The organism is Bisbaumannia pacifica (assembly GCF_007989625.1).
Taxonomy (GTDB): domain Bacteria; phylum Pseudomonadota; class Gammaproteobacteria; order Pseudomonadales; family Halomonadaceae; genus Bisbaumannia; species Bisbaumannia pacifica.
Genome location: NZ_BJUK01000002.1, coordinates 38,688 through 61,294, shown reverse-complemented (window position 1 = coordinate 61,294; position 22,607 = coordinate 38,688). Strand labels below are relative to the sequence as shown.

The following is a 22,607-nucleotide window of genomic DNA, read 5'->3' as shown; positions in this document are numbered from 1 at the left end:
GCGTAACCCTCGCACTCTCAGGGCTTTTCTGTCATGATGCCGGCGCGGCCTATTTCGGTCCCTCCTGCCGCATCTGTCACCCGACGTTTCTTGCCCCGCCGCCCGGGACCCGCGCCGCCATTGCCGCGGCGGGTGGCGACGGGGTCGATGGAGTTTCCATGAGCTTTACCGATCTCGGCCTGCGTGCCGAATTGCTGCGTGCCGTCGAGGCACAGGGCTACACCACCCCGACCCCGATTCAGCGCCAGGCGATTCCCGCCGTGCTGGGTGGCGGCGACCTGCTGGCCAGCGCCCAGACCGGCACCGGCAAGACCGCCGGTTTCACCCTGCCGATGCTGCAGCGCCTGGCCGGCGGGCCGCGTCCCGGCAAGCGCCAGGTGCGCGCCCTGGTACTGACCCCGACCCGGGAGCTGGCCGCCCAGGTCGGCGAGAGCGTGGCCGATTACGGTCGCCACCTGACCCTCAAGAGCCATGTGATCTTCGGCGGCGTCGGCCAGCAGCCCCAGGTGGACGCCATTCGCCCCGGCCTCGACGTGCTGGTGGCCACCCCGGGCCGCCTGCTCGACCTGCACCAGCAGAAGCATGTGGATCTCTCGCGCATCGAGATCCTGGTGCTGGACGAAGCCGACCGCATGCTCGACATGGGCTTTATCCACGACATCAAGAAGGTGCTGAAGCTGCTGCCGGAGAAGCGCCAGAACCTGCTCTTCTCGGCGACCTTCTCCGACGAGATCCAGGCCCTGGCCCACAAGCTGCTGGATAACCCGGCCAAGATCGAGGTGGCGCGGCGCAACACCACCGCCGAGACCGTCGATCAGGCGGTCTACAAGGTCGATCGCGAGAAGAAGCGCGAGCTGCTGGCTCACCTGATCACCCAGCATCAGTGGTACCAGGTGCTGGTCTTTACCCGCACCAAGCATGGCGCCAACCGCCTGGCCGAGCAGCTCAGCAAGCAGGACATTCCGGCCATGGCCATCCATGGCAACAAGAGCCAGTCGGCCCGCACCAAGGCCCTGTCCGCCTTCAAGAGCGGCGAGCTGCAGGTGCTGGTGGCCACCGATATCGCCGCCCGCGGCCTGGATATCAGCGAGCTGCCCCATGTGGTCAACTTCGAGCTGCCTAACGTCGCCGAAGACTATGTGCACCGCATCGGCCGCACCGGCCGCGCCGGTAGCGAGGGCCAAGCGGTGTCGCTGGTTTGCGTCGATGAACACGGCCTGCTCAAGGGCATCGAGCGACTGATCAAGCGCGACCTGGACAAGCGCATCGAGCCCGGCTTCGAGCCCGACCCCAATGCCAAGCCCGAGCCGATCGAGAATGGTCGCAATCGCGGCCGCGGCAATGGCGGCCGGAATAACGGCGGTCGCAATCAGGGTCAGCAACGTCGCCAGGGTGGCGAGGCGCGTCGATCCGGCAACCGCGATAACGACGCCGCCAAGCCCGCGCGTCGACGCCGGCCCCGACGCTCGGCCCAGCAGGGCTAGGCGACCGGCCGAGCGTCATCCTAAACGACCGAACTCCCTGGCCAGCGGCACCACCGCTGGCCAGCTCTATTAGTTTGTGCGAATGTGAACTCTCGAGGACACCCGCACCGACCAGGGTGGAGGTGAGCTTCCGTGCTGAGCTTCTTCAAGGGCAAGCCCCCCGAATGCTGGGTCATCAAGCAGATCGACGACGACCTGCTGCACCTCTGCGGCCGCGGCCTGGCCACCGCCCGGGAGCGCCCCAAGGCACGGCAGGCGAAGCTGCGCAGCGGACGCTACGAGGGCCCCGTGAGCTTTAACAACAGCGGCCTGGTCCTGAATTCTCGGCTCTTCGCGGCCCTGGTGCCGCTGGAAGCACTGCGTATCGACGACCAGGACCGGGCCCAGTGGCGGGACCGTCTCTGGCAGGTCTCCTGGGTCCCCCAACGCTGCTGGACCTACGAGGGTCGCCTCACCACCCAGGCCAGTGCCGCGGGCGGACGCATCGGGCTGATCAGCGTCGAGGACGTGGCCGGCATCCGCGCCAAGGCCACGCCCCAGGCCGCCGCGCCGCGCCACAGCCAGCTTTATGGTCTCGAGCCCCTGGAAGGGATTACCACGGAAAAAGGCGCCCAGCAGGGGCAGGCCGGCAATCGCTGGTCGGGCCCCGCCGCCGTGGGCGGCCGCGAACGACGAGACAGAAATGACCGCTAAACCGACTCAGCCATCCCGGGGACGCCTGATCGGCTTCCTCGCCCTGATGGTCCTGGTGGGCCTCAACCTGAGGCCCGCCCTCTCCTCCCTCTCACCGTTGCTCAACCGCATCCAGGCCGACACCGGCCTGTCGCCGCTGGGGATCGGCGCCCTGACCACCCTGCCGGTCCTCTGCCTGGGGCTCTTCGCGCCCCTGGCCCCCTGGCTGGCCAAGCGCCTGGGCCCCGAGCGCGCCCTGTCGCTGGCCCTGCTGCTGCTGGCCGGCGCCTTGCTGCTGCGCGCCAATTCGCTGACCCCGCTGCTGTTCCTAGGCACGCTAGGGGTCGGGGCGGCCATCGGCATCGCCGGCAGCCTGTTGCCGGCCCTGGTCAAGCGCGAACTGCCCAAGGGCGCCGACCTGATGACCGGCGTCTACACCATGGCCCTGTGTCTCGGCGGCGCCCTGGGCGCCGGCCTCGGCATCCCGCTCGCCGATTGGCTTGGAGACTGGCACCTGAGCCTCGCCAGCTGGACGCTACTGGCCGTCGCGGCCCTGGTCGCCTGGCGGCTGGGAATGCCCCACCCCAAGCCGCCGGCACCGGGCAGCCTGCCCAAGGCCCCGCGGGTGCGCCTATGGCGCCATGGCCTGGCCTGGCAGGTCACGGCGCTGATGGGGAGCCAGTCGTCGCTGGCCTATATCGTCTTCGGCTGGCTGCCCGTGCTGCTCCAGAGGCGCGGCCTGAGCGAGGGGGAAGCCGGTTGGCTGCTCGCCGGCTCGGTGATGGTGCAGTTGATCTCGGCGCTGGGCGCGCCTTGGCTCGCGCGCCTGCACCGCGACCAGCGCCCCGCCATGCTGGTGGTGCTGGGGCTGACCACCGCCGGGTTTGTGATGCTGCTGCAGGCCCCCCTCTCCCAGCGCTGGCTGGGCGCCATCCTGCTCGGCCTCGGCCAGGGCGGCGCCTTCAGCCTGGCGCTGACCATGATCGTGCTGCGTAGCGGCGACTCGCGTTTGGCCGGCAAGCTTTCCGGCATGGCCCAGGGCTTCGGCTACACCCTGGCGGCCATGGGCCCCCTGGTCATCGGGCTGCTGCTGCAACTGGGCGCGGGCCTCACCACCGTCACCGCCGTGCTGGTGGGTATCGCCGGCTTCGCCGCCGTCTTCGCCTGCCTGGCCGGGCGCAATCGGCGCCTGGAGTTCGACGCCGAGGGAACCGTGATCACCCGGCGCTACGAGCGGCGGCGCTAGGCAGGCACCACGCATGGCGACGCTGGGCGGCCTAGTCCCGATCACGTATCATCGACCCGGCAAGGACGCTTACCCCTCGACGCCAGGAGTGTCATGACCACCGCCTCCCGACCGCCCCTCAAGGCCGACCTGCTGCTACTTGGCGTGACTCTGCTGGCCGCCGCCGGCTGGATCTTCTCGAAGGAGGCACTCGACGGCCTGCCGCCGTTGCTGTTTATCGGCAGTCGCTTCCTGCTGGCGGGACTCCTGCTGCTGCCCTTCGCCTGGTCGAGCCTCAGCAAACGCCGTCCGGCCCAATTCCGCGGCGCCCTGGGGGTCGGCCTGGTGTTTGCCGCCGCCATCGCCTTCTGGGTGCTGGGCCTGGCCCATGCCTCTCATCTGGGCGAAAGCGCCTTTATCAACAGCCTGGGGATCCTGCTGGTGCCGGTGATGGCGCGCCTGCTGTTTGGTGACCGGCCGCCGAAGACCACCTGGATCGCCCTGCCGGTGGCGGTGGTGGGGCTGGCCTGCCTCTCCCTGGAGCGAGGCTTCCAGTTGGAGGCGAGCCAGTGGCTGTTCCTGGCGGCGGCCGCCCTCTTCGCCCTGCTCTTCAACCTCAACTCGCGGGTGGTACGCCAGCTCCCCGCCCTGCCCCTGACGGCGATCCAGCTGATCGTAGTCGGGCTGGTACTCACGGCGCTGTCGGCGCTTAGCGAGCCCTGGCCGAACCGCCTGGGCGGCGATACCCTGGCCTGGCTGGCCGCCAGCGTGCTGCTGGCCAGCACCCTGCGCTTCTTCCTGCAGGTCTATGCGCAGGGCCTGACCACCCCCAGCCATGCGGCGGTGATCATGATGCTGGAGGGCGTCTGGACCGCCATGCTGGCGGCGTTGTGGTTCGGCGAGACCATGACCGCCTGGCAATTACTGGGCTGCGGGCTGATTTTCGCCGCCCTGTTGATCAACCGTTGGCGCTGGGTACGGGCGCTATGGCGCCGCTAGGGGGCGAGGCGACGCCCCGCATCAAGGAGAGGATATGAACCGAGTGCGTTATTCGGGGGACCTGATCGCCAGCCTGGAAGGGGTCATCTGGTTGGGCCTGGCCTGGTCGGTGAGCCTCTCCCTGTGGCAGGGCACCCTGATGCCGAGCCTGACCGCACTCTGCCTGGCCGGCACCTGCCTGATCGTCGCCCTGGGGCACCGCCCACTGCGGCTGATGCTGGGGCGCTATCGGATTCGCAAGCGGCGCACCGAGATGCTGATGCATCTGGTGGCCCTGCCGCTGCTCCTGGCGATGGCCCTGGCGATCCCCTTCGAGGCCCTGGTGACGCCCCTCGACGGCGACCAGCGGATGCTGCTGTTCAATGTGCTGGCCACCGCCGGCTGGCTGATGTTCCTGCTCACCATCCTCACCAAGTCGCTGATTTTCGAGGTGCGCCAGCGCCGGAGCGGCCGGCGCTAGGGCATCGTCGGTGCCTCGGCGATGATAGATCATGCTTGGGGCGCCTGCGGCGCCAATCGCTCGGCACAGCCGGAACGCCGGACCGCGAGCTCCCACAATAGGCTGGGTGGCCACTGATTTTGCAGGAGCGGGCTTTAGCCGGCGATAAGAAGTAGGCGAGTTACGCCAGCTTCCAGTGCAGTCGCTCGCCGGCCATCAGCGGCACGATCACCTCGTCCCCATAGGGCAGGCTCTCGGGCAGGGTCCAGGTCTCGCGCTTGAGGGTGATGGTGCGCGTATTGCGCGCCAGGCCGTAGAAGTCCGGCCCATGATGGCTGGCGAAGCCCTCCAGGCGATCCAGGGCACCGGCCTGTTCGAAGGCCGTGGCATAGAGCTCGATGGCCGCCGGTGCGGTGAAAGCCCCCGCGCAGCCGCAGGCGCTCTCCTTGGCGCCCTTGGCATGGGGCGCACTGTCGGTGCCCAGGAAGAACTTGCGGCTACCGGAGCTAGCCGCCGAGAGCAGCGCCTCGCGATGGCTCTCGCGCTTGAGTACCGGCAGGCAGTAGTAGTGGGGACGGATACCGCCCACCAGCATCTGATTGCGGTTGAAGAGCAGATGATGGGCGGTAATGGTAGCGGCGATGGTCTTCGGCGCCGCCTCCACGAACTCCACCGCCTGACGGGTGGTGATATGTTCGAACACCACCTTGAGGTCGGGGAAGCGGGCCAGCAGCGGCTTCATCACCTTCTCGATAAATACCGCCTCACGGTCGAAGATATCGATCTCGGCATGGGTCACCTCGCCATGCACCAGCAGCGGCAGCCCCAGGCGCTCCATGGCGGCGATGGCATCGGCGCACTTGTCGACGCTGGTCACGCCGGAATCGGAGTTGGTGGTGGCCCCGGCGGGATAGAGCTTGACGCCATGTACCTGGCCACTGGCCACGGCCCGCTCGATCTCCTCGGGCGAGGTGTTATCGGTCAGGTAGAGGGTCATCAAGGGCTCGAAGCTCACCCCTTCCGGCACCGCGGCGAGGATGCGCTGGCGGTAGGCCAGGGCCTGCTCGGTAGTGGTGACCGGCGGCTTGAGATTGGGCATGATGATGGCCCGGCCGAACTGCTGGGCACTGTAGGGCACCACCCGGTCGAGCACGGCGTCGTCACGCACGTGCAGATGCCAATCGTCGGGCTGGGTCAGGGTGATCTCGTTCACGGCATATCCTGTCAGGCTATAAAGTGGCGTCCCAGTATACCTTCCCGAGGATGCCTTGCGGTGAATGCGCGCGATTCGCCTCTGGTATTCCCGCTTCAGTCGACTAAACTAATCCGTCACTGACTCATCACCTGGACGCCCGCCATGTCGATCCCGGCCCACCCCTTCGCCCTGCTCTGCCTGCCCCTGCTGCTGAGTCTGCCCCTCGCTGCCACGGCGGCACAAGAGGCGGATGAGGCTAGCCTGCAGCTCGACAATGGCATGCAGGTGGATGGCGAGGAGATCGACTTCTATGACGGTTTCACCTCCGGCTTCCGGGTCGCCGCCGCCTACCTGATCCCGCGCCTACCGCGCTTCGAGATCGGCGCCGAATTCGCCTACCTCGAGAGCGAGCAGCTACCCACCACCTATCAGGGCATGCCGGTGCAGCTCGACAGCACCAGCCTGAGAGGTGCCGTAATGGCGGGATTTCGCCTGGGTCAGCTAAGCCTTTACGGCAAGACCGGGCTCGCCGGCTGGCAGGCCGATATGGCCGGTCACCTGGGAGGCGACTGGCAACAGGACTCCCTCAATGGCACCGCCCAGACCTTCGGCCTGGGCGCCAGCGTGCAGCACAACGCCTGGCAGGGCCGGCTCGAATACGAATACATCGACGCCGACCGCCTCGACCACCTCAATATCACCAGCGCCCGCCTTAGCTACCGCTTCTAGCGGGCGGCTGCCCTCAGAAGTTCTCCCACTCCGCCTCCTCCCGAGACGGGGACGCCATCGGTAGTGCCTCAGGGGCTAGCTTCGGCCTATCGGCGACCGGCCGTTGGGCGGCCGATCGGGTGCTGAACGCCCGCGCATTGGTATTCAGGGCCTCGGCCTCGCCGCGAAGCGACTGAGTCACCCCATGATAGCGCTGCATCTCGGCGGCACTCTCCTGGGTGGCGCGGTCGATGGCATGAATCGACTGGCCGACCTGCGTCACGCCTTCACTCTGCTCGCGGGCGGCGGCGCTGATCTCCGCCATCAGGTCATTGACCCGATGACTGGCCTCGCGAATCCGCTGCATGGCCGCCTCGGTATCGCGGGTATGCTCCACGCCGGAGGCCACGCCCTTGCCCGCTTCCGCAATCAGGAGCTGCACCTTCTTGGCGGCATCGGCGGCCTGATTCGCCAGGCTACGCACCTCCCCCGCCACCACCGCGAACCCGCGCCCGTGTTCGCCGGCCCGGGCCGCCTCGACGGAGGCATTCAGCGCCAGGATATTGGTCTGGAAGGCGATATTGTCGATGGTCTCGACCATGGCGGCCATGTTCTGCGTCTGCCGGGTGATCGTCTCCATGGCACTGGCCAGGGACTGCATGCGCTTGGCTGCCTCGTCGACCTCGGCGACATTGCTGTCGGCCGCTTCGGTGGCGAGTTGGGCGTTATCGGCGCTGTGCTGCACGGTGGAAGCGATCTCCTCCATGCTGGCGGCGGTATCCTGGATCGCCGAGGCCTGCTGTTCCAGCCGTCCCACCATGGCCTGGTTGCTCTGCTCCATATCGCTGGCCGTCGGCCCGATCACATCGGCCCCGCGACGAATCCCCCCGGTAATCGCCAGCAAGGACTTGCGCATCAGGTCGAGGGAGCGAACCGCCTGGCCCAGTTGATCCGAGCGCGGTGCGGGAGGGGTAGCGTCCAGGTTGCCGGCGGCGATCTGCAACGAAAAATCGCCGGCCTGCTCCACCGCCCGAGTCATGGAGTGACTCAGCCGCCAACCCGCCACCAGGAGCCCGGCCAGGGCCGTGCCAGCCAGCGGCCAGGCGACCAGGGCCGGCAATTGAGAGAACCAGGGGCTGGCACCCGCGAGTGCGATGCCGACCGCGGCCAGAGTAAAGCTCATCAGCTTGCTCTGCAGTCCAGTCAATCGGGAGGGCTGCCACCACCCCAGCCACCCCTTGCGCCGCAGTTGGCCATCTTTGACCCGATAGGCACAGCGCCCCTCGCGCATCTCCCGGTAAAGGGTTTCGGCTCGCCGGATCTGCGCCTCGGGAACGAAGGTACGCAGGGAGGCGAACCCCTCGATACGCCCGCTTTCTATCAGCGGCACCACATGGGCATGTACCCAGTAATGGTCGCCATTCTTGCAACGATTCTTGACGATACCCTGCCAGCCCTGACCGCGCTTGAGCGTCGCCCACATATCGGCGAACACCTCCGGCGGCATGTCCGGATGGCGCACGATGTTATGGGGCGAACCGATCAGCTCCTCGCGGGAGAAACCGCTGATCTCGACGAAGGCCGGATTGGCATAGGAGATCATGCCTCGGCGGTCCGTGCGGGAGATCAGGAAGTCGTCGGGCTCAAGGGGATGATTACGCTGGCTGACGTACCCATTGTTTCTCATGCTAGCTACCTGGTTGTGCGTGAGCGCTGGCGAAAGCCCGCGGCGGGTCTCTGCCGTCCGGGGGTCGTATATAAAGACTCGCTCACTTCACCAGGAGGTCGTTGTTCTTGGAATCATTCCAGCCAGGAGAGGAGTCAGGGTATTGTCGTTATATGACTCCTAAGCTTACCTCGCAAAAAGTAACACGAAGTAACGATAAGGCCCCCTGCCCCCTGGTTATTCCCGCTATGAAGCGCCCTGCCGCCCCCTGCGACAATCTCACCCGGGTACGGATCCTAGCGACCTGCTAGAGTATTCGGCCCTACCCATCGCTGATGATTCCATGGTTACCTCGTTACGCCTCAATACGCTGATTCTCGTGACCCTGTTGATCCTGGGCGGTGCCTCCTGGTATGCCATGCAGCGCCTCGCCTCCCGCGACGGCATCGCCTGGCAAGCCAGCGACACTCCCTGCGACCTTCAGCAGGGCCCCTGCCAGGCGACCCTGGCCGATGGCAGCCGGCTGCGCTTCGCCATCGACGGCGAGAGGCCGATTCGCGCCCTGACGCCGCTGACGCTGCGCGTGGAGAGCGATGCCGCCGAGGTGCGACGCGTCCGCGTCGACTTCGAAGGCCTCGGCATGGAGATGGGGCTGCACCGCTTCCCGCTAGAGCGCACCGAGCCAGGCCGCTTCGCCGGCCCGGCCCAGGTGGGCGTCTGTACCGAGGAGGTCATGTCCTGGCGTGCCAGGGTCAGGGTCGAGACAGAGGAGGGCTGGCAGGGAGCCTGGTTCGATTTCGAGGCGATACGCGGCTTGTAAGGCGCACAACGAGACCGGCCCCGCCATTAGCGGGGCCGGTCGTGATCAAGGGCGCCGGGGTGCCGGCAATGGCCGTTAGGGCCTGTGATCATTCACTCCCGGGTCGTCAGGGTCTTGGCCTTGTCCAGGTAGGCCTGGCCGTGGACCTTGACGGCCTCGCCATCCAGGCGTTCCGAGGCCAGGTGGACCTCCTCGAGCTCCACGGCCATCTCATCGACCTCCTCGGAGATGGTCTGCAGGGCATTCTCCAGGGTGTAGGTCAGCTCATGGACCTGCCCCAGCTCCTCGTCGCTCAGGCTCTCCTGGGCCAGGAGGGCATCGAGACGCTGATTGTATTCGGTGAAATTCGCCACCGCCGCCTGCAGGGTCTCAGCGGCCTCGCCCTGAAAGTGATCGACCCGCTCGGCCAGGGCCTCGCCCACCAGCCCGAAGGTCAGGGCCGCCAGAAACATGAAGTGCTTCATTGCAACTCCTCTTTGCCAATGAAAATGACTTGCATTTAGCAATCTACCAGCCGCTTGCCGTCCACACAAGAGTTTCGACCGTGGCGGATTGGCGCGGCCTCCGCCGATCCACAGGGTTGGTGGGAGCGCGGATTCCGTGCGATTCGCCCGAAGGGCGACGGTGTCGCCCAATCGTCCGGCGGAGCCGGACTCCCACAACACCAATGGCAACCCTTATACCTTGAGCGGGCGTTAGCCGCGGTTTGTCGCCTCGACGGTTGGAGGCGCTTCCCCATGCCGCCCCAGCCGGGCCCGTAGATGCTCCAGATACGAGAGCAGCGCCGGAATCACCAGCAGCACCAGCAGGGTGGAGAGGCCCAGACCGAAGGCGATGGAGACGGCCATGGGTATCAGGAACTGGGCCTGCAGCGAGGTCTCGAAGAGCAGCGGCATCAGGCCACCGATGGTGGTCAGGGAGGTCAGCAACACCGCCCTCACCCGCTGCACCACCGCCTCGTTGAGGGCGGCATCGATGGTCAGCCCCTGACGGCGCTGCTGGCGGTAGAAGGTCACCAGGATAATGGCGTTATTGACCACGATGCCGGAGAGCCCGAAGAGGCCGAACAGCGACAGTACCGTCAGCTCGATGCCCAGCAGCCAGTGACCGAGCACCCCGCCCACCAGGGCGAAGGGAATGATCGCCATCACGATCAGCGGCAGGCTCCAGGAGGCGAAGACCCAGGCCAGCACCACATACATCAGCCCCAGGCCGACGATCAGGCCGGTGCGCATATCGGCCAGGGTCTCGCGCTGGTCGGCGGCGCGCCCCTCGAAGCTATAGGCGATATGGAAGGTCCGGGCCAGCTCCGGCAGGGTCTCGCGGTCCAGGCTCGCCAGTACCTCCTGGGCGGAGGTCATGGCGCTATCCAGCTCCGCCCCCACCTGCACCGCCAGACGCCCATCGGCATGCCGCAACGCCTCGAAGCCCTGATCCGGCGACAGGGAGATCACCTGCGACAGCGGCACCAGCCGGCCATCCGGCACCTCGATGGCCAGCCGCGACAGGGTTGCCAGGCGCTCGCGCTGCGCCCGGGGCAGCATCACTCGTACCTCCACCTCGTCAGCACCCTGCTGATAGACCTGCACCACCTGGCCATCGAAGGCGGTGCGCAGCTGACGCCCCAGCTCGCTGGTGGTCAGCCCCAGGGCCTCGCCCTGGGCATTGACCCGGTAGATCAACTGCTCGCGCCCCCAGGGCATATCGTCCTCGGTATCCAGCACCCCGGGCAGGCTGGCCAGCGCCTCGCGCAGGCGGTCGGCGGCATGCCGCAGGGCGAGGGCGTCGTCACCGGTCAGGCGAATCTCCACATCGCGGCCCGGCGGTCCGGCGGCGCGCTCGGTGATGGTCAGGGCCTCGAGGCCCGCCGGCATGATGATGCGCTGCCGCCAGGCGCGGATCAGCTCGCTGTTGCGCACCTCGCGGTCGTCCGGGGAGATCAGCTCGATCATGATCGAGCCCAGCTCGTCGGCGCGCCGCCCGGTGCCCCCGGCCCCTAGGCTGGCCCCGTAGCGGGTCACCCGGGTGCGGATCAACTCGCCGCCGAGCTCGGCTTCCGCCGCCTCCAGGGTCGTCTCCAGGTGTGCGACGAAGCGCTCCACCCGCGCCGCCTCGGTCCCCGCCACGAAGCTGGCATTGGCATAGAGCACCGTGGGCTCCGGCGAGGGGAAGAAGGTAAAGCCGATGCGCCCCCCCGCCACCAGGCCGGCAGTGACCAGGGTCACCGCCACGGCGGCGGCCAGGGTGGCGCCGCGGTGACGCAGGCTAAGCGCCGAGACGCGCCGGAAGGGCCCTTCGCGGAAGGCCTCGAAACGCGCCTCGAAGCCCTGGCGCAAGCGCTCCAGGCGGTGGCTCGGCGCCTCGCTACGCGGGTCGAAGGCGTGACGCAGGTGCGCCGGCAGCACCACGAAGCACTCCAGCAGCGAGGCGATCAGCACGCAGATCATGATCACCGGAATATCGCCGAGGATATTGCCGATCACCCCGCCCACCATCAGCAGCGGCATAAAGGCCGCCACCGTGGTCAGCGACGAGGCCACCACCGGCCACAGCATGCGCTTGGCGGCCCCCTCCGAGGCGCTGCGCGGGGGCTCGCCCAGGCGGTAGTGGGCATCGGCGTCCTCCCCCACCACGATGGCGTCGTCGACGATCACCCCCAGCGCCATGATCAGGGCAAACAGCGACATCATGTTGATGGAGCCACCGATCCCCCAGAACACCAGCATGGCGGCCATGAAGGCGGTGGGAATCCCCACCGCGACCCAGGCGGCGACCCGCGCCGGCAGGAAGAAGTAGAGCAGCACGATCACCAGCACCAGGCCGCCCAGGCCGTTGCCGATCAGCAGCCAGATACGCTCGGCGATCAGCTGCCAGCTCTCATCGTGCACCTTGAGATGCGCCGAGGGCGGCAGGCTCGGGCGCACCTCCTCGAGCCAGTCATCGAGAATGCGCGCCGCCGCCAGGGAGTTGCCCGCCTCGGCCCGCTGCAATTGCAGCTCGACGGCGGGCTGCCCCTGGTGCGTCAGGCGCACCTGGCCACGCCGCGGCTCCTGGCGAATGATGGCGATATCGCCCAGACGCAACCGCACCCGGTCGCCGCTGAGGATCGTCAGGTTCTCGAAATCGCGGGCGGCGCGGCGCTGTTCCACGGCGCGCAGCTCCCGGGCGCTGTCCTGCTGCCCCAGCAGTCCCGCCGGCAGGTCCCGGGACATGCCCTGGATACGCTCGGCCACCTGCGCCAGTGACAGCCCCAGGGTCTGCAGTCGCTCGGCGGGCACCTCGACGCTGATCTGCTGCTCGGCGACGCCCTCCAGCTCGACTCGGTCGATGCCGCGTTGCAATAGCTGGGACTCGAAGCGCTGCGCCAAGGCCCGAAGCTCATCCTCGGCCAGGTCGCCATACAGCAGCAGGCGAGCCACCGGCTCGTAGCGGGCGATCCGATTGACCTGGGGTCGCTCGGCGTCCGCCGGCAGGTTGGTGAAGCTCTCAACCTCCTGGCGCACGTCGTCCAGCGCCAGTATCGGGTCGGTGCCCTCGACGAACTCCAGGGTGATGCTGGCCACCCCCTGGGTGGAGGTAGAGGTCATGCGCTTGAGGCCATCGATGCTGCGCAGTCGCTCTTCCAGGGGCAGGGTGATGCCCTGCTCGACGTCCTCCGCCGAGGCACCGCTCCACACCACCCGCACGCTGGCCACGTCCAGGGCGAAGGTCGGGAAGAACTGGATGTTCATCCGCGACAGCCCCAGCACGCCGCCCACCAGCATCACCAGCATCACCAGGTTGGCGGCCACCCGATGGTGGACGAAGAAACCGATCACCCCACGCCGCTTGCTCACCCCTCGGGCTCCTCGGGGGTATCTGCGGCATCGGCGACCTCGACCCGCAGCCCCTGCATGGCATTGGGCAGGTGGGTGACCATGATGCGCTGACCGTCAACCAGGGCCTCGCCGGTGACCAGGGCGAGTGGCTCGCCATCGGCGCCGCGGGTCTCGCCCAGGCGCTCCACGTCCAGGCGCACCAGGCGCCCCTCCTCCACCCGATATACCCGGCCGTTGCCGTGCAGGGCACTATAGGGCAGCGCTAGGGCCCGGGGGTGGGCGGGGCGCGCCAGGGTCACCGTGATCAGGCTGCCGGGGCGCAGCCCGGGCGCGGCCTCGCGCAGCGCCAGGATCGCCTCGCTGCCGCTGGCATCCCCCTCCCCGGCGAAACCCATCAGCTCGAAGCGCGCGCCGTTCTCGCCCCGGGCCAGGAGGGACTCGCCGCGGGACAGGGCCGCGAGCAGCTCGGCCTCGTGCTCACGGGGCAGCCGCGCCCGCAGCTCCAGCCCCGCCTCGGGATAGAGCGACAGCAGGGTCGCCCCGCTGGCCACCCGGTCGCCGGGGGCCACCCGGACATCGCTGACGATGCCATCGAAGGGCGCGGTGACCCGGGCCCGCCCGGCATCTCGGCGTACCGCCGCCAGGTTGGCTTCGGCGCGTGCCAGCCGCGCCTCCAAGCTGGCGCGACGCGCGGGGTGTTCGGCGATGGCATTCTCGCGGGTGGTCAGGGTCAGTCGAGCCCGGGACAAGGCGTCGCGGGCGCCGTCCAGGTCCGCCCGGGACGCCAGGTTACGCTCCACCAGGCTGCGGGTACGCTCCAGTTGCCGGGCGGCGTTATCGCGGATCTCCTGCTCCCGGGCCAGGGCCGCCCGATCGCTCTCCAGACGCAGCGCCTCGTTGGCCAGCTGCGCCTCCAGGTCGGCCACCTCGGCGGCGGCCTGCGCCAGCAGCGGCGCGATATCCGCCTCGTCCAGGGCCACCAACACCTCGCCCTCGGCCACCCGCTGCCCCTCGCGCACCGGGCGCTCCGCGATATGGGCGGTCAACGAGGCGGTCAGGGTGACCCGCTGTGGTGCCACCAGTTCGCCGAACAGTGGCAGGATCGGCACCTCCTCCCCCAGCCGCACCTCCTGCACCGCGATGCGCCAGCTACGCTCCTGGCTCGCCGCCGGGGGCGGCTCGGGGCGCGTCAGGCGCAGTGCCACGAAGCCCACGATGCCGATCGCCAGGATCATCAGGGGAAGGAGTCGCTTGAGGGTCATGAGTCCGCCGTCGCCGTCTTCGAACCAGGGTCACCACTATACAACCCTTGGACAATATATCGATATGTGCCATCGTCCGCCTCAGTGACCACCCACACATCGTGGGCGCCTGCTTCACAGCGATCCGGCGGATCGGCGATGATAGGACAGAGGCCAACTCAAGGAGCCAGCCATGACCCAGGGGCACGCTAGCGAGTCAGGAATCCCGGTAGGCATCAGCGCCTGCCTGATGGGCGACCAAGTCCGCTACAACGGCGGCCACAAGCGTTCCCGCTACTGCCTGGAGGTGCTCGGCGAGCGCTTCGCCTTCGAGCCCTTCTGCCCGGAACTGGCGGCGGGCCTCGGCGTGCCCCGGGAGCCGATTCGCCTGATGGGCAAGCTCGGAGAACGGCCCCGGGTGGTCGGCACCGAGGACTACAGTCGCGACGTCACCGAGGCCCTGGACCGGGTCAGCGAGCGCTTTATCGCCGGCCACCGTCACCTGCGTGGTTTTATCCTGATGAAGGGCTCACCCAGTTGCGGCCTGGAGCGGGTCAAGGTCTACCACTTCAATGGCATGCCCAGCCACGCCGACTCCGGCGCCTTCGTCCGCGCCCTCAAGGAGCACTTCCCCGAGCTGCCCTTGGAAGAGGAGGCACGCCTCAACGACCCGGTGCTGCGCGAGAACTTTATCACCCGGGTCTACGCCTTCGACGACTGGAAACGCCACGTGGAAGCAGAGCCGAGCTACCATGCCCTTCTGCAGTTCCATAGCCGCCAGAAGCTGCTGCTGATGGCCCACCATGTGGAGAGCTACCGGGAACTGGGCCGCTACCTGGCCGAGGCCCACCGGCAGCCACTGGACGCCGCCATGGCCCATTACCTGCGTCACTTCATGGCGGCGCTGAGTCGCCGCGCCACCCGTAAGACCCACACCAACGCCCTCACCCATGTGCTGGGTTACCTGAAGCAGAGCCTCGACGGCCCCAGCCGCCAGGACCTGCTCCAGGCCATCGAGGAGTACCGCCTGGGCCAGGTCAACCTGGTGGTGCCGTTGCGCCTGCTCACCCACTACGTCAAGCGCCACGGCTCCGACTATATCCGCGCCCAGACCTACCTGGACCCGCACCCTTATGAGCTGGGGCTGCGCAATACCATCTGAAGCCACTGGGAGATACCAACGCCGACACCCTCGCTTCGCCCGGCGCCCGGAGTCATACCGGGTTCACTCCGACGTTCTCTGCTCCAGGACCAGTCCGGCCCCACCTTCCGGGGGCATGGAAATGACCCAATCGCATCGGATCCATAGCCTCCCACGACACGGTTTCACCACCCGCCGCGTAGTGATGACCGGCAAAGCCCGGTATGATAGGCGCCCTATCGGACGATGAGCCAAGACGAGACACAAAGGATGGGAACCCAATGAATGACTCCTCCCGGCTGCATCAGCGCGTGGCCGAGATGAGCCGGACTAAGAAGCGGCTGATCATGGTCCTCTCCGACCTGGTCGCCCTTCCCGTGGCCCTTTGGTCCGCCTATGCGCTGCGCTTCGCCGACTGGTGGCCGGAGCGCTACCTGGAGCCCTTCTGGTCGCTGTTCCTGGTGATTCCTCCCGTAGGGGTCTATATCTTCGCCCGGCTGGGACTCTATCGCGCCGTGGTGCGCTTTATCGGGCCCCAGGCACTGTGGGCCGTGGTCAAGGGCGTGTTGCTGCTGGCGGTTCTGATGTGGGCCCTGGCCTACTTCGCGCAGCTACAAGGTTTTCCCCGATCGATTCCCATCAATTTCGCCTTGGTGGCCACCGTCTACGTGGGGGGCACCCGCTTCCTGGTGCGCAGCTATTACCAGTGGTTGATCAAGCACTACACCGAGAAGGAAGCGGTGGCCATCTATGGGGCCGGCGGCGCCGGCGCCCAGTTGGCCCTGGCGCTATCCAGTAGCCGCGAGTTCTACGTGGCCGCCTTTCTCGACGATGACACCGCCCTGTGGGGCAGCACCATCAAAGGAGTCAAGGTGTATGCGCCAGAGACCTTCCACGAGGTCGCCGACCAATTGGGCATCAAGCGGGTACTGCTGGCCCTGCCCTCGGCCACCAAGCAGCAGCGCAAGCGGGCCCTGGATAAGCTGGCCGATGCCCCCGTGCACGTGCTGACCGTGCCCTCCATGCCGGAGATCGTCTCCGGCGAGGCCTCGGTGGATCAGCTGCGCGAAGTGGAGTTGGAAGACCTGCTGGGGCGCGACCCGGTGCCCCCCAGCGAGGAGCTTATCAACGCCAGCCTGAACGACAAGGTGGTGATGGTGACCGGCGCCGGCGGCTCCATCGGCAGCGAGCTGTGCCGTCAGATCATGCGCGGCGGCCCCCGCGCCCTGGTGCTCTACGAGATCAACGAATACAGCCTCTATGCCCTGGATCAGGAACTAGAGGCCCTCAAGCGGGAGCTTGGCGAGACCTTTCCCATCTACACCCTGCTGGGTAACGTCTGCGATCCGCGCCGCGTGTCGGCGGTGATTTCCCGCTATGGCGTCCAGACCCTCTACCATGCCGCTGCCTACAAGCATGTGCCGATCGTCGAGAACAACGTGCTGGAGGGCATCCGCAACAACGTCCAGGGCACCCGAGTGGTGGCCGAAAGTGCTTCGCGACTGAAAGTGGAGCGCTGCATCCTGGTTTCCACCGACAAGGCGGTGCGACCCACCAACGTGATGGGCGCCAGCAAGCGCATGGCCGAGTTGATCCTCCAGGATCTAGCCCGGGATGCCAACGCTACGGTGTTCTCCATGGTGCGCTTCGGCAATGTGCTGGGTTCGTCCGGCTCCGTGGTGCCGCTGTTCCGCCAGCAGATCTCCGAAGGCGGCCCGGTCACCGTGACCCACCCCGAGATCACCCGCTTCTTCATGACCATCCCCGAGGCGGCCCTGCTGGTGATCCAGGCCGGCTCCATGGCTCAGGGCGGCGATGTCTTCGTCCTCGACATGGGCGCCCCGGTGAAGATCGTCGACCTAGCCCGACGCATGATCCAGCTCAGCGGCCTGGAGGTGCAGGACGAGACCAATCCCGACGGCGATATCGCTATCGCCTTCAGCGGGCTGCGCCCCGGCGAAAAGCTCTATGAGGAGCTATTGATCGGTGACGCAGTCATCGGTACCGCCCATCCCAAGATCCTGCGCGCCGAGGAGGAAGTCCTGCCTCGCGAGCGGCTACATGCCCTGCTCGACGAGCTGGAGCAAGCGGAAGACGAGATGGACAGCCATCGCGCCTGCGAGGTCCTGCGCAATGGCATCCGCGGCTTCAAGCACAGCAGCGCCATCTGCGACCTGCTGCTACCCGCCACCGGCAACGACACCAAGATTCATCGACTCAGGCCCCAGTAAGCATGACGACATCTCCGGCACCGACCCATTCACGGGGCGGTATCATGGTCCAATACACCGGGATTGCCGTCTTCCTGCTCGGCGCCTTCGCCATGAGTCTACCTAGTAGCTATTCGGTGGGCTCCCTGATGCTGGTGCTGGCCAGCCCGATCTTGGCGATTCGCCCCCGCCCCCTCGCTTTGACTCGCGAGGATCAGGCCATTCTGCTGGTGCTGGGCCTCTACTTCACGGTCACCGCGCTCTCCGCCTGGCTCGATGGCCAGGGCTCGCGGGGGCTCGACAAGCCCTCGCGCTTCCTGCTCGCCATTCCCGCCCTGCTGCTGCTGATCGCCTACCCTCCGCGTCTGGGCTGGCTGTGGCACGGTCTAGCCATCGGCGGCATGGCAACCGGCGGCCTGGCCATCTGGCAGAAGCTGATCGAAGGCGCCAGCCGAGCCGGCGGTTTCACCCAGATCATCCAGTACGGCAATATCAGCCTGCTGCTGGGCATGCTCTGTCTGGCCGGCCTGGGCTGGGCTTGGGTACAGCCGCGCCACCGGGCCTGGCTGGTGTGGATGGGGCTGGGCGCCGTGGGCGGCCTGCTGGCGTCCTTGCTCTCGGGCAGCCGCGGCGGCTGGCTGGCGGCCCCGCTGATGCTGCTGGTGCTCTACTGGGCCGAGGGACGTCGCCTGCCAGGCCGTGCACAGTTGGGCCTGGTAATGGCGGTGCTGATCGCCGGGGGTATCGGCTATGCCATTCCGGAGCTAGGCGTCCAGCAGCGCGTCCATACGGCTACCGATAACATCACCAACTACCTGAGCGGTGAGAATCACGACACCTCGGTCGGCCTGCGTTTCCAGATGTGGGACGCCGCCGGCGAGCTATTCCAGCAGCGCCCGCTATTCGGCTGGGGGGAGCATGGCTATCGCGAGGCCTTGGCCGAGATGGCCGAGCGGGGCGAGATCGCCCCTCGCGTGGCCGAATTCGGTCATGCTCATAACGAGCTGGTCGACACCGCCGCCAAACGCGGCGTCGTGGGAGTGATCGCCCTGTTGTGCCTCTACCTGGTGCCGTTAGCGGCCTTCGCCAAGGGCCTGCAGGCGACCTGCCCGCAGCGCCGGGCCCTGGAGGCCGCTGGCGCCTTGCTGCCCGTCGCCTATCTTGGCTTCGGCGCTACCCAGGCGTTCTTCGAACATAATAGCGGGGTGATGATCTACGCCTTCTGGCTGGCCGTGCTCTGGGGGCTATTTAGACAAACCTCCACTCCCCGCCCATCGAATACTCGCACCTAGCGCCTATGCTCTATTTCCTGGTGATGGGCGCCATCGCCCTCAGTGTGTTATTCAGCGTTGCCTGGCTGGTGATCAAGGTCACTCGCCTGGTCCGGCCCCGGCGAGCCCCGGCCAACCGCTCTCGCCGGGCCAGACCAGGCTCTAGCCGTAGCAAGTCGCAAACCACCAAGCGCAGCAAGCCCCAGGCACCCGGTCGCCTCGCACGCCTGCTGGCTCCACTCTCACCACTCCGTGGTGCCGCACCTCTCTGCCTGGTGGCCTGGACCACCTACGGCGCCCTGCGCCTGGCGCATCATGGCATGCTGGCGAGTCCCCGCACGCTTCCCGACACCTTCGATAACTTGATCTCGGTCGTGGGTGGTGTGGCCCTGGCCCTGCTGGTCGCCACCCTGGTCGGCCTGCTGGGACACTGGCAATACCGCCGCCAATAGGCAAGCAAGCGCCCATTCCTGCTATAGCTTTCCCTTATCGAAAATCGGCACTTGGTAAGATTTTTCTTAACCAAAAATACAAATTAGAACATCCTATCGGGGCAGGGATCGTGATGCCGGAAACCATCAAGTTGCGGCCGCCTATGACATCGAGACTCTTCCACTCGGCCACAGCTACCGAGCTGTTCGCCGGCGCCCTGATACCTGAGAGCAGCCAGGCCTTCGACGGCGTCGAAAAGCGTATGGCCTCGGTGGCCTCGTCCTCGTCACCATGTTGATGCTTCCGGTTTCTATTACCTCAGACAGGCACTGAGAACCCCCGGCCACCGCTATGCGGCCAGCGGAGTGATCGTCACCCTGACAGCTGCCCTCTGCGGCCTCACCGAGGCCCTGCTGCAATAGGAGATGATCACCGCCAGCAACGGCCTGCTGCAGGCAACCCTGCTCGTCCTCAGCCAGGAAAAGGCAGCATAAAAAAACGGGCAAGCACCTCATCGCGCTTGCCCGTTTTTTCGAAGAGTCACAGTCAGTCTATCAATCGCTGCCGAACAGGTCCCGCGTATAGACCTTGTCGGCCACATCGGCCAGCTCGTCGACCATGCGGTTGGCCAGGATCAGGTCCGACTCCCGCTTGAAGGCGTCGAGGTCGCGGATTACCCGGGAATTGAAGAAAGTCTCTTCTTCCAGCACCGGCTCATAGACCACCACCTCGATGCCCTTGGCCTTGATCCGCTTCATCACCCCCTGCATGGCGCTGGCCCGGAAGTTGTCGGACCCGGCCTTCATGATCAGTCGATGCACGCCGACGATCCTGGGCTGTCGCTTGATCACCGACTCGGCGATAAAGTCCTTGCGGGTGGTGTTGGCATCGACGATGGCCTGAATCAGGTTGTTGGGCACCTCCTGATAGTTGGCCAGCAGCTGCTTGGTGTCCTTGGGCAGGCAGTAGCCGCCGTAACCGAAGGAGGGGTTGTGGTAGTGGCTGCCGATGCGCGGGTCGAGCCCCACCCCTTCGATGATCTGGCGGGTATCCAGGCCATGGGTCTCGGCATAGGTGTCCAGCTCGTTGAAGTAGGCCACCCGCATAGCCAGGTAGGTATTGGCGAACAGCTTGATCGCCTCGGCCTCGGTGCTGTTGGTGAACAGCACCGGCACCTCCTCTTTCACTGCCCCCTGCTTGAGCAAACCGGCGAATACCTCGGCGCGCGCGGAACGCTCACCGACGATGATCCGCGACGGGTAGAGGTTGTCATAGAGGGCTTTGCCCTCGCGCAAGAACTCCGGCGAGAAGATCAGGTTATCCGTACCGAAGCGCTCGCTGGCCTCGGCGGTATATCCCACCGGCACGGTGGACTTGATCACCATCACCGCCTCGGGGTTGATGGCCATCACGTCCTCGATCACCGCCTCGACCGTCGAGGTATTGAAGTAGTTGGTCTCGGGGTCGTAATCCGTGGGGGTGGCGATCACCACGAAGTCGGCGCCGCGGTACGCCGCCTCCTTACCCAGGGTAGCGGTAAAATGGAGCTTGCGATTGGCCAGGAAGTCGCTGATCTCGGCGTCCTCAATGGGCGAGCGTCGGTCATTCAGCATGGCCACCTTCTCGGGCACGATATCCAGCGCCACCACCTCGTTGTGCTGGGCAAGCAGCATGGCGTTGGAAAGGCCTACATAGCCGGTCCCGGCAATGGCGATTTTCATTGATTTCCCCACACTCTAAACTTTTCTCGGCATCAGGTAATAACACATAATGCCGGTCCACAGGACATAGCAGTCGGCTGGTTATTTTCCACGGACCCGATCCCCCTTGCCTTTGCCAATAACGGTTAACGCAATATAACGAAAATAATTGACAATCGTGAGACCGCTCAGCATCTCGCTATCGGTCTCGGCCAGCAACTGCGGAGTAGACATATCGATCTCGTTGACCTGAGCCAGGCCAGTGATCCCGGGACGGGCTTCGAAGACCCCGCGGCGCTGGCGCTCCTCAATCAGCTCCTGCTGATTGAAGAGACAAGGGCGTGGCCCCACCAGGCTCATCTCCCCCCTGAGCACGTTCCACAGCTGGGGAAGCTCGTCGAGCTTGGTACGACGCAGAAAACGACCAAAAGGAGTGACGGCCGAGGCATCGGCCAGGTGTGATGCCACCGAGGCAGTGTCGGGACGCATGGTGCGAAACTTCACCAGCGTAAAGGGGCGCTGCCGCCGCCCCACCCGCTCTTGCCGGAACAGCGGCGAGCCAGTATCGAAATAACCGATGATCCATAGCACCAGGAGTAGCGGCACACTGACCACTAGGCCAAACAGGGAGAGCTGAATATCCAGGAGTCGAATCATTGACCTGCCTTGTCTTTGGAGCAAAAACAGCGACGCAAGCCCTCATCGAGCCCCAGGGTTGGGCGCCACTCCAACCGCATTTGCGCATGATGAATATCGACCCGCAGGGAGTCGAAGAGGCGATCATAAATGCCCCGCTTGCCCAGCAGGGTCGCCGGTAGCCTCAAGGACCAGACCGGCACCCGGAACAGTCGCACCGGACTGCCCGAGGCCTCGCCCAGCTTGCTCAGCAGATCGCTCGTCGAGACATCCTCGCCATCCGACACGAGAAACACCTGCCCCGGCGCCTCGGGGTGGTCGATACAGCAGCGAATTAGATCCGCCAGGTTCCAGACCGAGACGAAAGAACGCCGATTATCGATGCCCGCCAGAGGCAATGGGAGGGACTTTTCCACGATACGGGTCAGCATACCGAAATTGCCCGGCGCCTGGGGGCCATACACCAGGGGAGGACGAATAATTATTACCTCCAGCCCCGATGTCGCGGCGAAGTCCCGCAGGACCTGCTCCGCCTGCCACTTCGAGCGGGCATAATCGTTGCCCGGGTTGGGGATATCTCGCTCGGTAAAAGCGTTGTCCGTCGTCTTGTAACCATTGACACCGATGGAACTGATAAAGATAAAGCGCCTCACCCCCACCTCGACCGCCTGTTCTGCCAGGGCCAGCGTTCCGCGAACATTGACCCGCTGGTACGCCTCAAAAGAAGCTGAGGGATCATGCACCAGGCCGGCAACATGGACCACCACATCGACATTCGATAGCAGCCCGGACCAGTCGGCGCCCTCGGACAGTTCCGGAGAGACCCGCAAGCCATGATCGCCGGACCGGGAACAGCCGATCACCTCATGCTTGCCGCAGGCCTTCAGGTAACCCAACGCCTGGCCGCCGACGAAGCCACTCGCGCCCGTCACAAGAATCTTCATACGTCC

Annotated in this window: 19 protein-coding genes; 11 read left to right on the top strand and 8 right to left on the bottom strand. The window is 66.2% G+C overall.

Annotated elements, in window-relative coordinates; genetic code table 11:
• Positions 1-158: 158 nt before the first annotated feature.
• The 5 genes from HPA02_RS01015 (at position 159) to HPA02_RS00995 (ending at position 4,840) form a co-directional block, all read left to right on the top strand.
• Complete coding sequence (locus HPA02_RS01015; RefSeq protein WP_146800993.1) at positions 159-1,484, top strand: DEAD/DEAH box helicase; 1,326 nt, start codon at positions 159-161, stop codon at positions 1,482-1,484.
• A 132-nt stretch (positions 1,485-1,616) separates the two neighbouring features.
• A complete protein-coding gene (locus HPA02_RS01010; protein ID WP_146800991.1) occupies positions 1,617-2,177 on the top strand; it encodes a hypothetical protein in 561 nt (186 codons plus the stop codon).
• A complete protein-coding gene (locus HPA02_RS01005) occupies positions 2,167-3,402 on the top strand; it encodes an MFS transporter (protein WP_232341076.1) in 1,236 nt (411 codons plus the stop codon). Before HPA02_RS01010 ends, HPA02_RS01005 begins: the two co-directional genes overlap by 11 nt.
• A 93-nt stretch (positions 3,403-3,495) precedes the next feature.
• Positions 3,496-4,380, top strand: coding sequence for a DMT family transporter (locus tag HPA02_RS01000; RefSeq protein ID WP_146800989.1), 885 nt, complete (start codon positions 3,496-3,498; stop codon positions 4,378-4,380).
• A 34-nt stretch (positions 4,381-4,414) separates the two neighbouring features.
• Positions 4,415-4,840 (top strand): hypothetical protein, encoded by a 426-nt coding sequence (locus tag HPA02_RS00995; RefSeq protein ID WP_146800987.1) that lies wholly within the window; start codon positions 4,415-4,417, stop codon positions 4,838-4,840.
• Positions 4,841-5,000: 160 nt separating this feature from the next.
• Here the strand turns inward: HPA02_RS00995 and pyrC are convergent, their stop codons facing one another.
• Positions 5,001-6,032, bottom strand: a complete 1,032-nt coding sequence (gene pyrC, locus HPA02_RS00990) for a dihydroorotase (protein WP_146800985.1) — start codon at positions 6,030-6,032, stop codon at positions 5,001-5,003.
• A gap of 144 nt (positions 6,033-6,176) precedes the next feature.
• On the opposite strand from pyrC, the gene HPA02_RS00985 reads away from it, so the two are divergent.
• Positions 6,177-6,743 (top strand): porin family protein, encoded by a 567-nt coding sequence (locus tag HPA02_RS00985; protein WP_146800983.1) that lies wholly within the window; start codon positions 6,177-6,179, stop codon positions 6,741-6,743.
• 13 nt (positions 6,744-6,756) lie between these two features.
• On the opposite strand, the gene HPA02_RS00980 is transcribed toward HPA02_RS00985, so the two are convergent.
• On the bottom strand, positions 6,757-8,409 hold the full coding sequence (locus HPA02_RS00980; RefSeq protein WP_146800981.1) for a methyl-accepting chemotaxis protein: 1,653 nt from the start codon (positions 8,407-8,409) through the stop codon (positions 6,757-6,759).
• Between the two features lie 322 nt (positions 8,410-8,731).
• On the opposite strand from HPA02_RS00980, the gene HPA02_RS00975 reads away from it, so the two are divergent.
• Positions 8,732-9,208, top strand: a complete 477-nt coding sequence (locus HPA02_RS00975) for a hypothetical protein (RefSeq protein WP_146800979.1) — start codon at positions 8,732-8,734, stop codon at positions 9,206-9,208.
• A gap of 92 nt (positions 9,209-9,300) precedes the next feature.
• Here the strand turns inward: HPA02_RS00975 and HPA02_RS00970 are convergent, their stop codons facing one another.
• The 3 genes from HPA02_RS00970 to HPA02_RS00960 all read right to left on the bottom strand — a co-directional run bounded on the left by HPA02_RS00970 (position 9,301) and on the right by HPA02_RS00960 (position 14,288).
• Complete coding sequence (locus tag HPA02_RS00970; protein ID WP_146800977.1) at positions 9,301-9,672, bottom strand: DUF6746 family protein; 372 nt, start codon at positions 9,670-9,672, stop codon at positions 9,301-9,303.
• 231 nt (positions 9,673-9,903) lie between these two features.
• Positions 9,904-13,044: an efflux RND transporter permease subunit gene (locus HPA02_RS00965; RefSeq protein WP_146800975.1), complete on the bottom strand. Its 3,141-nt coding sequence runs from the start codon at positions 13,042-13,044 to the stop codon at positions 9,904-9,906.
• The gene (locus HPA02_RS00960; protein WP_146800973.1) at positions 13,041-14,288 is read right to left on the bottom strand and encodes an efflux RND transporter periplasmic adaptor subunit; all 1,248 of its coding nucleotides are present in this window, start codon (positions 14,286-14,288) and stop codon (positions 13,041-13,043) included. The genes HPA02_RS00965 and HPA02_RS00960 overlap by 4 nt, the downstream gene beginning before the upstream one ends.
• Positions 14,289-14,460: 172 nt before the next feature.
• Between HPA02_RS00960 and HPA02_RS00955 the strand changes: the two genes are divergently transcribed.
• The 4 genes from HPA02_RS00955 to HPA02_RS00940 all read left to right on the top strand — a co-directional run bounded on the left by HPA02_RS00955 (position 14,461) and on the right by HPA02_RS00940 (position 19,341).
• The gene (locus HPA02_RS00955; RefSeq protein WP_146800971.1) at positions 14,461-15,429 is read left to right on the top strand and encodes a YbgA family protein; all 969 of its coding nucleotides are present in this window, start codon (positions 14,461-14,463) and stop codon (positions 15,427-15,429) included.
• A gap of 260 nt (positions 15,430-15,689) precedes the next feature.
• A complete protein-coding gene (locus HPA02_RS00950) occupies positions 15,690-17,639 on the top strand; it encodes a polysaccharide biosynthesis protein (protein ID WP_232341075.1) in 1,950 nt (649 codons plus the stop codon).
• A 44-nt stretch (positions 17,640-17,683) separates the two neighbouring features.
• Positions 17,684-18,910 (top strand): O-antigen ligase family protein, encoded by a 1,227-nt coding sequence (locus HPA02_RS00945; RefSeq protein ID WP_244945832.1) that lies wholly within the window; start codon positions 17,684-17,686, stop codon positions 18,908-18,910.
• Between the two features lie 5 nt (positions 18,911-18,915).
• Positions 18,916-19,341 (top strand): hypothetical protein, encoded by a 426-nt coding sequence (locus HPA02_RS00940; protein WP_146800969.1) that lies wholly within the window; start codon positions 18,916-18,918, stop codon positions 19,339-19,341.
• 534 nt (positions 19,342-19,875) lie between these two features.
• On the opposite strand, the gene HPA02_RS00935 is transcribed toward HPA02_RS00940, so the two are convergent.
• The 3 genes from HPA02_RS00935 to HPA02_RS00925 form a co-directional block, all read right to left on the bottom strand.
• Entirely contained in the window at positions 19,876-21,042 is a 1,167-nt protein-coding gene (locus HPA02_RS00935) for a nucleotide sugar dehydrogenase (protein WP_146800967.1), read from the bottom strand.
• A gap of 81 nt (positions 21,043-21,123) precedes the next feature.
• A complete protein-coding gene (locus HPA02_RS00930) occupies positions 21,124-21,678 on the bottom strand; it encodes a sugar transferase (RefSeq protein ID WP_146800965.1) in 555 nt (184 codons plus the stop codon).
• Positions 21,675-22,601 (bottom strand): NAD-dependent epimerase/dehydratase family protein, encoded by a 927-nt coding sequence (locus tag HPA02_RS00925; protein WP_198057823.1) that lies wholly within the window; start codon positions 22,599-22,601, stop codon positions 21,675-21,677. Before HPA02_RS00925 ends, HPA02_RS00930 begins: the two co-directional genes overlap by 4 nt.
• Positions 22,602-22,607 lie beyond the last annotated feature (6 nt).